The organism is Frateuria sp. (genome assembly GCF_013362045.1).
Taxonomy (GTDB): Bacteria; Pseudomonadota; Gammaproteobacteria; order Xanthomonadales; family Rhodanobacteraceae; genus Frateuria_A.
In genome coordinates this window covers 1-12,864 of the sequence record NZ_JABFWW010000067.1, presented here as the reverse complement: position 1 = coordinate 12,864, position 12,864 = coordinate 1, and the positions used below count along the sequence as shown (strand labels likewise).

At 69.5% G+C, this 12,864-nt stretch carries 11 protein-coding genes; 6 read left to right on the top strand and 5 right to left on the bottom strand.

Annotated features, from left to right (window positions below; genetic code table 11):
* Positions 1 to 316: 316 nt before the first annotated feature.
* Positions 317 to 1,093: an iron-containing redox enzyme family protein gene (locus tag HOQ08_RS03400; RefSeq protein ID WP_291191630.1), complete on the top strand. Its 777-nt coding sequence runs from the start codon at positions 317 to 319 to the stop codon at positions 1,091 to 1,093.
* Between the two features lie 65 nt (positions 1,094 to 1,158).
* On the top strand, positions 1,159 to 3,900 hold the full coding sequence (locus HOQ08_RS03395; RefSeq protein ID WP_291191628.1) for an EAL domain-containing protein: 2,742 nt from the start codon (positions 1,159 to 1,161) through the stop codon (positions 3,898 to 3,900).
* A gap of 82 nt (positions 3,901 to 3,982) precedes the next feature.
* Here the strand turns inward: HOQ08_RS03395 and msrA are convergent, their stop codons facing one another.
* From msrA to HOQ08_RS03375, 4 genes are all read right to left on the bottom strand, one after another.
* Positions 3,983 to 4,684, bottom strand: coding sequence for a peptide-methionine (S)-S-oxide reductase MsrA (msrA, locus tag HOQ08_RS03390; RefSeq protein WP_291191626.1), 702 nt, complete (start codon positions 4,682 to 4,684; stop codon positions 3,983 to 3,985).
* 142 nt (positions 4,685 to 4,826) lie between these two features.
* Complete coding sequence (locus HOQ08_RS03385) at positions 4,827 to 5,039, bottom strand: RNA-binding S4 domain-containing protein (RefSeq protein ID WP_291191624.1); 213 nt, start codon at positions 5,037 to 5,039, stop codon at positions 4,827 to 4,829.
* 81 nt (positions 5,040 to 5,120) lie between these two features.
* A complete protein-coding gene (locus tag HOQ08_RS03380) occupies positions 5,121 to 5,504 on the bottom strand; it encodes a PRC-barrel domain-containing protein (RefSeq protein ID WP_291191622.1) in 384 nt (127 codons plus the stop codon).
* A 113-nt stretch (positions 5,505 to 5,617) separates the two neighbouring features.
* The gene (locus tag HOQ08_RS03375; RefSeq protein ID WP_291191620.1) at positions 5,618 to 6,433 is read right to left on the bottom strand and encodes a DUF72 domain-containing protein; all 816 of its coding nucleotides are present in this window, start codon (positions 6,431 to 6,433) and stop codon (positions 5,618 to 5,620) included.
* 133 nt (positions 6,434 to 6,566) lie between these two features.
* Here HOQ08_RS03375 and HOQ08_RS03370 point away from each other — a divergent pair, with 133 nt between their 5' ends.
* Genes HOQ08_RS03370 through HOQ08_RS03355 form a run of 4 tightly spaced genes read left to right on the top strand, consistent with a single transcriptional unit; the run spans position 6,567 to position 11,492 of the window.
* Positions 6,567 to 7,595 carry a hypothetical protein gene (locus HOQ08_RS03370; RefSeq protein WP_291191618.1) on the top strand — a complete coding sequence of 343 codons (1,029 nt, stop codon included), beginning with the start codon at positions 6,567 to 6,569 and terminating at the stop codon, positions 7,593 to 7,595.
* 29 nt (positions 7,596 to 7,624) lie between these two features.
* Positions 7,625 to 9,307, top strand: coding sequence for a serine hydrolase (locus tag HOQ08_RS03365; protein ID WP_291191617.1), 1,683 nt, complete (start codon positions 7,625 to 7,627; stop codon positions 9,305 to 9,307).
* A 49-nt stretch (positions 9,308 to 9,356) separates the two neighbouring features.
* The gene (locus HOQ08_RS03360) at positions 9,357 to 10,985 is read left to right on the top strand and encodes an alpha/beta hydrolase-fold protein (RefSeq protein WP_291191615.1); all 1,629 of its coding nucleotides are present in this window, start codon (positions 9,357 to 9,359) and stop codon (positions 10,983 to 10,985) included.
* A gap of 21 nt (positions 10,986 to 11,006) precedes the next feature.
* On the top strand, positions 11,007 to 11,492 hold the full coding sequence (locus HOQ08_RS03355) for a helix-turn-helix transcriptional regulator (protein ID WP_291191612.1): 486 nt from the start codon (positions 11,007 to 11,009) through the stop codon (positions 11,490 to 11,492).
* Between the two features lie 154 nt (positions 11,493 to 11,646).
* On the opposite strand, the gene HOQ08_RS03350 is transcribed toward HOQ08_RS03355, so the two are convergent.
* On the bottom strand, positions 11,647 to 12,864 hold a 1,218-nt coding region (locus HOQ08_RS03350), incomplete at its 5' end, for a mechanosensitive ion channel domain-containing protein (protein WP_291191609.1).

The window sequence follows — 12,864 nt, the reverse complement described above, 5'->3', positions numbered from 1 at the left end:
GCTGCTGCTCGTGCGCGGCACCCGCACCTACGTGCGCGACGTGGCCTCGGCGCTGGCCGCCGAACGGCGGCTCCGGCACGGCTGCCAGGGCAGTGGCCCGGCCTGACGCAGGCGGCGCCCGGCGCGGGGATGCGCCTGGACACCAGGTCCCCACCGGGCGCGAACGGCCCGGCCGGCTGCACGCATATCGCCAGTCATGAGACAGGCCGTTGAAAACATGGATCTCTCCGGCGTGCTGCCGGCCGGAGCAGCGGGTACGCGCGTTGCGCACCCGCTCGACGCGCGCAGCCAGACCTTACTAATTAGGAGTACCGCAATGAACCATCGTTTCGAGCGCACCGGCCCGTTGACCGAACTGGGCAGCTATCCGCAATGGGCCCAGGACCTGGTGGACGCCTGCGAGGCGACCCGGCAGGCCGTGATCGGGCACGAACTGTGGGACCTGATGCGCGAAGTGCGGCTCGGCCGCTACGGCACCCGCGACTTCATGGCCGGCATCTGGCCGGTGATCGAGCGCTTTCCCGCCTACATGGCGCGCAACCTGCTCAAGACGCAGTACGGGCGCAGCCCGGGCGACAACCTTGCGCGCCGCTGGCTGGTGCGCAACATCCGCGTCGAGCAGAACCATGCCGACTACTGGCTCAACTGGGCCGAAGGTGCCGGCGTGGCGCGCGAGGAAGTGCTCTACGGCCCGCGCGCCGAGGGCACCCAGGCGTTGGCCGACTGGTGCGAGGAGGTGAGCCACCATGACAGCCTGGCCGCTGGCATCATCGCCACCAACTATGCGGTGGAGGGCGCCACGGGCGAGTGGTCGCGGCTGATCTACGACAGCGCCAGCTACGCCCAGAGCCTGCCGGCGCAGACGCGGGCACAGAGCCTGCGCTGGCTGCAGCTGCATGCGGCCTATGATGACACTCACCCCTGGGAAGCGTTGGAGATCGTGTGCACCCTCAAGGGAACCGCACCGGTGGCCGATGAAGTGGACCACCTCATCGAGTGCGTCAGGCGCAGCTATATCGGCATGCGCATCCTGGCGGACCGCTGCGTGGGTCGGACGCGCGTTTACGGAATCGTGAACGGGGCGGCGGCTTGATAGGCGCCAAACGTGCAACGTAGCCCCGTAGAATCGGGCATGTCAGCCAAAGGACAAGGGACGCAATGCCAGCTGCCGTGCCCAGCCTGCAGTCACTGCCAAGGCGCCTGCTGCCGCTGGCGTACGGTCTGGCGGCGGTCATCGGGCTGATCCTGGTGTTCATCTGGGGCGCGTTGCAGATCCAGGTCGCTCTCGCCGGCTTCCTCAATGGCGAGAGCATCTGGTCCAAGGCGCAGAAGCAGGCGGTGATCGACCTGAGCGTCTATGCCGCCAGCGGCGACCCGGCCGACCTGGCCGGGTTCCGCCGCAACTACGAGGTCCTGCGCACCGACCGCTGGACGCGCGACGTCACCGCCGCCGGCCGGTACGACCGCGCGGCGGTCACCGCGGCGCTGCAGCGGGTCAACACCATGCCCTCGGCGGTGCCGGGCGTGATCTTCATGCTGGACCATTTCGCCTCCGCGCCCTACATGCGCCAGGCGCTGGCCGCGTGGCGCTCGACCGACGCCCAGGTGGCCGAGCTCGACACGATCGCCGGCCAGTTGCAGGCCGGCCACGCACGCGGTGCCATGGACCGTGCCCAGGTGGCCCGGCAGCAGGCACGGATCCGCGCGCTCAACGACCTGATCGAACCGCGCGCCCAGCTGTTCTCGCGGGAGATCGCTCAGGGCGCCGCCTGGATGGGCCGGGTGCTGTTCGGCACCATCGCCGCCGCCGCGTGCATCGCCCTGCTGCTGTGGCTGCGCCTGGCGCGACGCGTCCTGGCCGGCATCCGCGGCACCGAGGAGCGCTACCACCTGCTGTTCGACCGCGCGCCCGATGCCATCGTGATGGTGGACGAACAGGACGGGAGCATCCTCGACGTCAACCGCAAGGCATGCGAATGGACCGGCCGGTCCGCGCGCGAGCTCGTCGGCATGCCGTTCGCCTCCTTGTTCGAGGGCGGTGCGCCCAACCGCGAGGGCGTCACCCACGGGGTGCTGCGCGGCGTCGCGGGGTACGTCCGTCCGGTGGAAACGCAGAGCAGCCTGGTCCGCTGGCGCGAGCGCAAGGTGCGCCAGGCCATCGTCCGCGACATTTCCGAGCGGCTGAGCCTGGAGCAGGAGCGGCGCATCGCCGCCGAGGCGCTGGCCAGCATCGCAGAGGGCGTGATCATCGCCGACGCCGATCGCCGCGTGGTTTCGGTCAACGCCGCGCACATGGCGATCACCGGCCTGTCGCTGCAGGAGATGCAGGGCCGCCGTTTCGACGAGCTGCGCCGCCTCCCCGACCAGTCGCCGCTGCCGCCGTCGGTGTGGGAAACCCTGCACGCCGGCGGCAACTGGCTGGGCGAAGTGCAGAGCCTGCGCGCCGACGGCAGCGTGTATCCGGAGCTGCTGAGCATCAGCGTGATCCGCGACGCGGAGGGTCGCGTGCAGCACTACGTGGCGGTGTTCACCAACATCAGCACCACCAAGACCCACCAGCGGCGGCTGGAACACATGGCCACGCACGACCCGTTGACGGGGCTGGCCAACCGCGCCGAGTTCGAGCGCCGCTGCGCGCTGGCCATCGCCGCGGCCGACCGCGAGCACGGCGCGGTGGCCGTGCTGTTCATCGACCTGGACGCCTTCAAGGTGGTCAACGACAGCTACAGCCACGCCATCGGCGACCGCCTGCTGGTGCATGTGGCCGAGCGGATCACCCGCGGCCTGGGCGAACACGACGTGGCCGGCCGCATCGGCGGCGACGAGTTCACCGTGCTGATCGGCAAGCTGGTTTCGCGCGAGCAGGCCGGCGCGCTGGCGCAGCGCCTGCTGACGGTGCTTGGCGAGCCGATGAAGGTGGGCGACTACGAGGTGGCGCTGAGCGCCAGCATCGGCATCGCCGGCTACCCGCTGGACGGCGCCGAGCCGGTCACGCTGATCGCCAACGCGGATGCCGCCATGTACGCGGCCAAGACGCAGGAGCGCAATACCTACCGCTTCTACTCGCCCATGATGCAGGCCGACGCGCGCAAGCGCCTGGCGCTGGCGGCGGAACTTCGCCAGGCACTGGCGCGCGGGGAGTTCCGGCTGGTCTACCAGCCCAGCGTGGACATGCACAACGGAAAGGTGGTCGCGGTCGAGGCGCTGCTGCGCTGGCGCCACCCGGCGCGCGGCGAGATTGCGCCGGGCGAGTTCATCCCGTTGGCCGAGAAGCTGGGCCTGATCCGCCACGTCGACCAATGGGTGCTGCAGGCGGTCGCCCGACAGATGCGCCAGTGGGACGAGGAGGGCCTGCCGCCGATCCGCGTCGCGGTGAACATCTCGGCCGGTTCCTACGGAGCACCGCACTTCGTCGAGGACGTGCGCCGCTGGCTGGTGGCCGAGCGGGTCGCCCCGCAGCGCCTGCTGCTGGAAATCACCGAGGGCGCCATCCTGCGCCTGGGCGACGAGATGGAGCGCACCATGAATGCGCTGCATGCGCTGGGCGTGGGCGTGGCCATCGACGACTTCGGCACCGGTTACTCCTCGATGTCCTACCTCAAGCTGCCGGCGATTGCCTTCCTCAAGATCGACCAGAGCTTCGTCGCCGGCTTGCCGGGCAGCGCGCACGACGCGGCCATCGTCGAGGCGATGCTCGCCCTGTCCAAGCGGCTGGGCCTGTGCGCCATCGCCGAGGGCATCGAAACCGAGGCGCAGCACGAGTTCCTGCTGCGCGCCGGCTGCACCGAGGGGCAGGGCTACCTGTACGCACGCGCGCTGGAGGTGCCGGAAATCGTGCGCATGCTGCGCCCCGGCCAGCGCCCCGGCGCCAAGCTGCGGCTGGTGCCGCCGACGCGCTGACGCCAGCCGTCGCACATCCGCGCAGGGTGGGCTTCAGCGCACCGTTTTCGGGCTGATGGGCAAGGACATCCCTGCGGCGGCGTCAGTGCAACTGGACTTCGACCGTCTGCGCCTGCGGGCGATAGAGCGCCGGCAGCCACTGCTTCAGGTGCTGCACCTTGGGCGCGTCGTTGTAGGCGATGTAGGGGTTGTCCGGATGCAGGGCGGCGAAATTCTGGTGATAGTCCTCCGCCATGTAGAAGCCCTTGAGCGGTACCACGCGGGTCACGATGGGGTCGGCGAAGCTGTGCGCTGCCGTGAGCTGGGCGATGTAGGCCGCGGCCACCCGCTGCTGTTGTGGCGTGGTGTAGAAGACCACCGAGCGATACTGGCTGCCCACGTCCGGTCCCTGGCGGTTGAGCTGGGTGGGATCGTGGACCACCGAAAAGAACACCTCGAGCAGTTGGCCGTAACTGACCTGGCGCGGGTCGTACAGCACCTTCACCGATTCGGCATGGCCGGTGTCGCCGCTGCTGACCTGTTCGTAGGTTGCGGTGCCGGCGGCGCCGCCGGCATAGCCGGACCAGGCCCTGCGCACGCCCCTGACGTGGTCGAACACCGCTTCCACGCCCCAGAAGCAGCCGCCGGCGAACACCGCCACCTGCTCGCCTGCCTGGGCGGGCGCCTGGTCCAGCTGTGGATCGGGCAGGCGTGCTGCACCGCCGGCGTCGGCCGGGCCGGACATGCCACAGCTGGCCAGCATCGCGCCGGCCAGCGGAATCAAGGCGAACCATCGACGAACCATCGGCATACCCCACAAGCGGACCAGAACGCGCATGCCGGGACCGGATGCGCCGCACTCGCAAGGGATTTCGCCGGCAGGAGCCGTTCGGTTACTTCGACTTCCCAGTCACGGAAGCGTCCCGCGCTTGCCGCAGGCAGGGCGATCAGCCCACGCGGATTTCCACGTCGCCCAGCCGCACGGTCTGTCCCGCATGGATCTTGCAGGTCTTGCGCAGTTCGCGCTGTCCGTCCACGTAGACCGCCCCGCTGGCCACCAGCGCCTTGCCGGCGCCGCCGCTATCGCAAAGGCCGCTCAACTTGAGCAGCTGGTTGAGCTCGACATGGTCGCGGTCGAGCCGGAAGGAAAGCTGGCGCATGGGCGGAAACGCATCGGGCGGTGCGCCAGTGTATCCACGACGCGGATGCGGCGCCTCGCCCGTGCGGCCCGTACGCCCAGCTCAGTGGTAGTAGTTGCTGATGCGGTTGGTGAAGGTGGTATCGGCGAAATCCGGCCAGTTGTCCTTGTCGAAACCGGGCGCGTCCTTCAGCCGCTCCTTGGAGACGTCGAGCACCAGGCAATGGTTGGCGGTATCCAGGCGCATGGAATTCCACGGCACCGCAAACAGCTTGTCGCCCATGCCGAGCCAGCCGCCGAAGGAAAGCACCGCGTACTGGATGGTGCCGTTGGCGGTGTCGATCATCAGGTCCTTGATCTCACCAAGATCTTCGCCGGCGGCGTTGCGCACGTTCTCGCCATTGAGCGTGCTCGACGCCAGCACGGGCCCTGTTCCGATGCCTGCGCCGGTGCGGTCGGTGGTGTAGCCGGTGGATTGGATTGCCATGGCGGATCTCCTGGGCAGTGATGGGAGTCGTCGTCGATACGACGATTTCCAGCCTGCCCCAAGCCCCGTGATGCCAGGGGCAAGTCTCTGTAAACATCGTTCGGGCGAACCGGTCATGCGGCGTCGATGCGCGCCTGCAACGCCATCGCCGCGGCCGGATTGCGTTCCTTCGCGCTGCCGATGAAGAACACGAACACTTCCCTCGGCGCGCCCTCGGGCTGCGGTGCGTCCGCGTGCGGCAGCTCCGCCATGTCCTTGCCCTGCGCCCAGGCGTGTGTGCGCCTGGCCCATGCATCCAGTGCCGGGGACGGGTAACCGTCGGGCTCGTCGGCAGCGCTGCGCATCAGTCGTGCATACACGAAGCGGCCGGTGAGGTCGGCAAGGGAGGGGTACTGCGTGGCGTCGGTGAATACGGTCGGCACGCCGTGTGCGCGTGCGAGCGCGACGTAGCGCTCGCTGGCGAAGCTTCGGTGCCGCACCTCCAGCACGTGGCGCAACGGCTGGCCGTTGAGCTCGCGCGGAAGCGCGTCCAGAAAGCCTGCGATGTCGTCCGCGTCGAACGGGCGCGAGGGCGCCAGCTGCCAATTGATCGGGCCGAGCCGGTCGGCGAGCGCGTCCAGCCCGCCGAACACGAACGCCTCGATACCCTTGCCCGCGGCGGCCAGGCGCTTGCTTTCCACCACGTAACGCGGGGCCTTCAATGCGAACACGAAGCCCTCGGGCGTCTCGGCGGCCCACTTGGCATAGGTGGCCGGCTTCTGCGCGCCGTAGAAGGTGCCGTTGATCTCGATCGCGCGCAGCTGGCGGCTGGCGTATTCCAGCTCGCGCCGCTGCACCAGCCCGGCCGGATAGAAGTTGTTGCGCCAGGGCGCGAAAGTCCAGCCGCCGATGCCGGCGCGGATGGGGGAGGGCAAAGGGCTGCTGGGCATGACCGGCTCCCGCGGAAAAGAGCGGATCTTGGCACGCCCGTGCGGGCCTGCATGTGAGCGTGACTTGCGGCACACGCCGGGCCCGGCGGGCGGGCGTATCAGTGCCGCTTCCTCCATGAGTCAAGGATCGGACATGAACCGCGTGATCGGCGGCCTGCTGGCTGCGTTGCTGGTGCCCGGCGTTGCGTTTTCTGCCACCGAGGCCGCGCTTCCGGTGCAGCCGACGATCTTCGCCCCGGGCGTCATCTCCGGCCCGGCAGCGGAAGATTCGGCGGCCTTCACTCCTGACGGCCGCACGGTGTTCTTCGACCGCATCCGCTGGCCGAACGCGGCGATCCTGGTGTCGCACCGCGCGGCCAGCGGCTGGTCGACGCCCACGCTCGCGCCGTTCTCGGGCCAGTGGCTGGACCACGATCCGGCGATGGCGCCGGATGGTTCCTTCCTCGTGTTCAGCTCCAATCGCCCCGACCACGCGGGAGGCAAGCCGCTGGACGCGGTGATGGCCAATGGCAAGGTCGCGCCCAGCTCCGGCGGACACCTGTGGCGGGTGGACCGCAAGGGCGAAGGCTGGGGCGAGCCGGAGCGTCTGCCCGATGCGGTCAACGCCAGCACGCGTACCTATGCGCCCAGCGTGGCGGGCGACGGCAGCCTGTATTTCCAGCGGCCGGGCGCGGACGGCGATTTCCGGCTGTTCCGCTCGCAGTTTCGCGATGGCCGCTACCAGGCCCCGGTCGAGGTTGCGCTGGGCGATGCCCGCGCGCACAAGCTCGACCCGGCGGTGGCGCCGGATGAATCGTTCATCGTGTTCGACGCCAACTACGCCGGCAAGGACCAGCCCGACCGGCTCTACATCGCCTTCCGCGAGGGCGACCGCTGGGGTGCGCCGATTGACCTGGGTGACACGGTGAACAAGGGTGGCCCGTGGGGCTCGCACCTGGGGCCGGACCACCGCACGCTGTATTTCTCCAGCACCCGCGCCGTGCCCGTGCACTACCCGCGCACCGGTGCGCAGGGCCAGCAGGACCTGGCGCGCATGGCGGCCTGGGACAATGGCCTGGAGAATCTGTGGTCGATCCCGCTGGGCTGGTGGCTTGATGCGCATGCCCGCCACGGCGCCGAAGCGGACCGGACGGCTGGCGCGGCGCCGGCTTTGCCGCGATAGTGGGGCGTTCTCATCAGCGGAGCCTCTCGATGACCCGACCCGTCCTCTCCACGCGCGTGGCAGCGGCCTGCGCCCTGGTGTTCGCCGCCACCGGCGCATGGGCGCAGACGCCAGCGCCACGACCGCTGCCGCCGCCGGTGTCCACCGGCGACACCGCGCGTCCGCTGCTGCCGGCGCAGCTGGACGACTTCGGCGCCTACGTCGACCGCGCACGCAAGACCTTCGACGTGCCAGGCATCGCCGTGGCGATCGTCAAGGACGGCCAGGTGGTGATGGAGCAGGGCTTCGGCGTGCGCGAACTGGGCAAGGGCGACAAGGTCGACGCGCGCACGCTGTTCGCGATTGCCTCCAACACCAAGGCGTTCACCGCCGCCGCGCTGCAGCAGCTGGCCGAGGCCGGCAAGCTGGACATGGACGACCGGGTGATCGACCACCTGCCGTGGTTCCGCATGTCCGATGCGTACGTGACGCACGAGATGCGCATCCGCGACCTGCTGGCGCACCGCAGCGGCCTGTCGCTGGGCGCCGGCGACCTGCTGTACTGGCCACCGACCAGCTACACCACCAAGGAGGTGGTCCAGCGCCTGGCCAACGTGCCGATCAAGAACGGTTTCCGCAGCGGCTACGCTTACGACAACATCCTGTTCGCCGTGGCCACGCTGGTGATCGAGCAGGCTTCCGGCCAGAGCTACGCCGACTACGTGCGCGAGCACATCTTCAAGCCGGTGGGCATGGACGAGTCGCTGATCGACAAGACCTACCTCAAGAGCGGCATGGACGTGGCCACCGGCCACGCCAAGGCCGACTTCAAGAAACTCGAGCCCGTGCCGCCCATGGCCTGGCTCAACGACCCCGGCGCGGGCGGCATCTACTCCAGCGTGCACGACCTGGCCAGGTGGATGAACGTGCAGCTGGCGGGCGGCGCATTGCCGACGGTGGGCGCGGACGGCAAGCCGCAGCGGCTGTTCTCCGAGGACAGCCAGAAGCAGATGTGGTCGATGCTCACGCCGATCAAAACCGGCAAGCCGCCGGTGCCGGAACTGGCGCCGCTGATGCCGCAGTTCTCCGGCTACGGCGAGAGCTGGTTCCTCTCCGACTACCAGGGCAGGAAGCTGGTCTGGCACACCGGCGGCTGGCCGGGCATGGTCTCGCGCCTGACCCTGGTGCCGCAGCTCAAGCTCGGCGTGGTGGTGCTGACCAACGCCGAATCGGGCGCAGCGTTCAACGCCATCACCTACCGCGTGCTCGACGCCTACCTCAATCCGGGTACCAAGACCGACTGGGTGGCCGCCTACGACAAGGCGGTGAAGAAGGCGCAGGCGAAGGCCGACGACAGCTTCGCCAAGCACGAAGCCGCGCGCGCCAAGAACAGCAAGCCCTCGCTGCCGCTGGCCGGCTACGCGGGTACCTACCGCGATCCATGGTATGGCGACGTCGTGGTCAGCCAGGAAGGCGGCAAGCTGCGCCTGCGCTTCAGCCACACGCCGCAACTGGTCGGCACCATGACGCCCTGGCAGCACGACAGCTTCACCGTGCGCTGGGACGACCGCACGCTCAACGCCGATGCCTTCATCACCTTTGCGCTGGATGAGGACGGCCAGGTGCGCGAAGCGCGCATGGAACCGATCTCGCCGCTGACCGACTTCAGCTTCGACTTCCAGGACCTGCGCCTGGCTCCGGTGCAGAAGGGCGCCAAGGACTCGAAGGACTGACCATCCACGGGGCCGGGCAACCGGCCCCACGCTTGAAGGAGCGCTTGCCATGTTGAACCCCGTCCGCGGCGCACTTGCGTTGCTCTTCACCGGGCTGCTGGCCACCGGCGCCTGCGCGCGCGAGGCGGCACCGGTCGCGCACCAGTTCTTCCAGGTCAGCCTGCCGGCCTCGGCTGCCAAACCGACGGCCGGGCGGTTGCTGCTGTTCGCCACCGAGGCGAAGGCCGCGAGGGCGGCGGCCAAGGACGGCAAGGTGACCGAGGTGGAGAGCAGCCCGTTCGCGCCGAAGCAGACCGCGGTCGCCGCGCGCGAGGTCGAACGCCTGGCGCCCGGCGGCGATGTACTGCTGGATGCCGACGACCAGGCCTTTCCTTCGGCGTTCTCGAAACTGCCGCCGGGCGACTACCTCGTGCAGGCCGTGCTGGACACCCAGCACGACTACAACTACCACGGGCGCAACGGCGGCGACCTGGTGAGCCCGGTGGTGGAAGTGCACCTGCCCAGCACCGGCGCACCCGCGTTGGCACTCGCCGAAACCGTGCCCACGCAAGCGCTGTGGGATCTTCCGGCGCGCTACCTGAGCGACACGACGAAGAAGCACCTCGCCCAGGCGCGCCAGCAGGTGCAGCCGATCGATTTCGTCAGCCCCGCGCTCAGCGCCTTCTGGGGCCGGCCGATCCACATGCGGGGCTGGGTGGTGCTGCCGCCGGGCTATGACGCCTCCGCCAAAACCACGTATCCCACCGTCTACCAGACGCACGGCTTCGGCGGCGACCTGCGCACCCAGGCCGGCACCGCCGCGATGGTGTTCGGCGCGATGGCCGAGAAGCAGTTGCCGCCGATGATCTGGGTGGTGCTGGATGAATCCAGCCCGACCGGCACGCACGAGTTCGCCGACTCGGTGAACAACGGACCGTGGGGGCAGGCGCTCACGACCGAACTGATCCCTTCGCTGGAAGGCGAGTACCGCATGGACGCGCGTCCGTCGGGCCGCTTCCTCACCGGCCATTCCTCCGGCGGCTGGGCCACGCTGTGGCTGCAGACGCGCTACCCGAAAATATTCGGCGGCACCTGGTCGACCTCGCCCGACCCGAGCGACTTCCACGACTTCACCGGCGTGGACCTGTACGCCCCGCACGCCGACGTCTACCGCCGCGCCGACGGCACGCCGTACCCGCTGGTGCGCGACAAGGGCAAGGTGCTCGCCAGCTTCGAGACCTTCGCGCGGCTGGAGCGCGTGCTCGGCCCCTACGGCGGGCAGATGGCCTCGTTCGACTGGGTGTTCTCGCCACGCGGCGCGGATGGCCGCCCGCTGCCGATGTTCGACCGCGACACCGGCGACGTCGACCCGACGGTGGTCGCCTATTGGAGCGAGCACTACGACATCGCCCGCCGCGTCAAGGAACACTGGCCCGAGCTCAAGCCCGACCTGGACGGCAAGATCCACCTGGTGGTCGGCACCGCCGACACGTTCTACCTCGACGGCGCGGCGCACAGGCTCAAGGCAGTGCTCGACAGCCTGGGTGCGAGGTCGGACTTCCGCTTCCTGCCCGGTCGCACGCACATGGACCTGTACGCGCAGGGCAAGGATCGCCAGGCCCTGCTCAAGCAGATGGCATGGGAGATGTACGCGCTGGCGCGGCCCGAATCGAAGCTGCGCCGCGCGGCAGGGCGCTGAGGCAGGCCGGGCGCCGGCCGCTTGAGCACCCCGCTGCGGCGTGACACGATCCTGCCGGTGACCTGCAGACCCGCCACGGCACGGCACCTGCGCGACCTTGCGCGATTGCGCCGCGTGCGTGACCGGATCGATCGCGAGTACGTCCAGCCGCTGGACGTCGAGGCGCTCGCCCGTGGCGTGCACATGTCCGCCGGTCATCTCAGCCGGCAGTTCCGTCTCGCCTACGGCGAATCGCCGTACGCCTATCTGATGACGCGCCGCATCGAACGCGCGATGGCGCTGCTGCGTCGTGGCGACCTCAGCGTCACCGACGTCTGCTTCGCGGTCGGATGCGCATCGCTGGGCACCTTCAGCTCGCGCTTCGCCGAACTGGTCGGCATGTCGCCGAGCGCCTACCGGCGCCGGGAGTCCGATGCGACCGAAGGCATTCCCTCGTGCGTGGCCAGGCAGGTCACCCGACCGGTCAGGAATCGAGAAGCGCCAGCCGCCGAGCCGCAGCCGGCATGATCGCCTCCTCCAGCGGGCGCGGCTGCCATGGACCTCACCTCGCCTCGCGTCCTTCCGGTACCCGGCCGGCAACCACTTGCGCGCCCGCCAGGCGCGCTGAGTCCTATGGGCTGAAGGGGCGAGCGCCGATGCGGGGCATCGGTGCCCGTGCGGATCAGCCGGTTTCGCCCGGATCGGGCAGGCGGTACACGCGCATGTCCTGCGGCCGGGTCAGCGGCAGCCGCTCGCTGCGCAGCCGTTCGAGTACCGCGAGCAGCAGGTCGCTGCGCACCGCGCCGACCTCGCGCGGGCTGTGCACGTAGCCGGTGCCGACGAAATGGACGCCCTGCGTGTCGATGCGCTCGATCTGCACGTTCGGCGCCGGCGTCTCCAGCATGGCGGCGTGGCCGAGGAAGGCCTCCAGGATGATCTCGCGGGCACGCCGGGCATCGGTGTCCAGCGGCATCGGCAGCTTGACCTGCACGCGGCCCTGCGCATTGGCCAGGGTCACGTTGCGCACGTTCTGCGTGATCAGCTGCGAGTTGGGCACGATCACGGTGGAGCGGTCCCACAGCTGGATCTCGGTGGCGCGCACGTTGATCCGGCGGATGTCGCCCTCGACGTCGGACAGGCTCACCCAGTCGCCCACCTTCACCGGCCGCTCGGCCAGCAGGATCAGGCCGGAGATGAAGTTCTGCACGATCGCCTGCAGGCCGAAGCCGATGCCCACCGACAGCGCGCTGGCAATCCAGGCGATGCTCTGCAGGCTGACGTTTAGCGCGGCCAGCGCCAGTGCGAAGGCGCCCACGCCGCCGACGTAGCCGAGCAGGGTGACCACCGAGTTCTGCATGCCCGGCTCGAGCGTGGTCTTGGGCAGCAGCTGCTCGCCCAGCCAGCGCTTGACCGCCCGCACGGCGACGAGGCCGAGCACGAACACCAGCAACGCCTCGAACACCGTGCCCGGATGGATGTGCAGCTCGCCCAGGGTGAGGTTGCCCAACAACTGGCTTATCCGCGCGGCGAGGTCCTGCGGTTCGGTGCCGAACGGCGCCAGCAGGGCGCCTATGGCGAGCAGCAGGATCAGCACGCGGCTGATACCCGAAAGCACCGTGGCCGACTGCTCCAGCACGCGCGGGGCAAGGCCGAAGGTGGACTGCAGACGGTGTCCGCTGCGCCCCTCCGGCGCGAGCAGGGCGGCGATCAGGTCGTGCACCAGGTGCAGCAGCAGGTAGAGCGCGCTGGCCAGCACGCCGATCCACAACATTTGCGTGGCGATGAAGAAGGCCAGCGCGATGTAGCCGAGCACCACCGCCATCAGGCTGAAGATCACGCCCAGGGTGGCGGCGCCCACGAGCAGCCCGACCCATAGCGGCCGCTGCGCCGGCGCCCTGCC

What these genes read in the sequence shown, in the direction of transcription:
- HOQ08_RS03400 (WP_291191630.1), top strand. Translation starts at nt 317, where the DNA reads ATGAACCATCGTTTCGAGCGCACCGGCCCGTTGACCGAACTGGGCAGC.
- HOQ08_RS03395 (WP_291191628.1), top strand. Translation starts at nt 1,159, where the DNA reads ATGCCAGCTGCCGTGCCCAGCCTGCAGTCACTGCCAAGGCGCCTGCTG.
- msrA (WP_291191626.1), bottom strand. Translation starts at nt 4,684, where the DNA reads ATGGTTCGTCGATGGTTCGCCTTGATTCCGCTGGCCGGCGCGATGCTG.
- HOQ08_RS03385 (WP_291191624.1), bottom strand. Translation starts at nt 5,039, where the DNA reads ATGCGCCAGCTTTCCTTCCGGCTCGACCGCGACCATGTCGAGCTCAAC.
- HOQ08_RS03380 (WP_291191622.1), bottom strand. Translation starts at nt 5,504, where the DNA reads ATGGCAATCCAATCCACCGGCTACACCACCGACCGCACCGGCGCAGGC.
- HOQ08_RS03375 (WP_291191620.1), bottom strand. Translation starts at nt 6,433, where the DNA reads ATGCCCAGCAGCCCTTTGCCCTCCCCCATCCGCGCCGGCATCGGCGGC.
- HOQ08_RS03370 (WP_291191618.1), top strand. Translation starts at nt 6,567, where the DNA reads ATGAACCGCGTGATCGGCGGCCTGCTGGCTGCGTTGCTGGTGCCCGGC.
- HOQ08_RS03365 (WP_291191617.1), top strand. Translation starts at nt 7,625, where the DNA reads ATGACCCGACCCGTCCTCTCCACGCGCGTGGCAGCGGCCTGCGCCCTG.
- HOQ08_RS03360 (WP_291191615.1), top strand. Translation starts at nt 9,357, where the DNA reads ATGTTGAACCCCGTCCGCGGCGCACTTGCGTTGCTCTTCACCGGGCTG.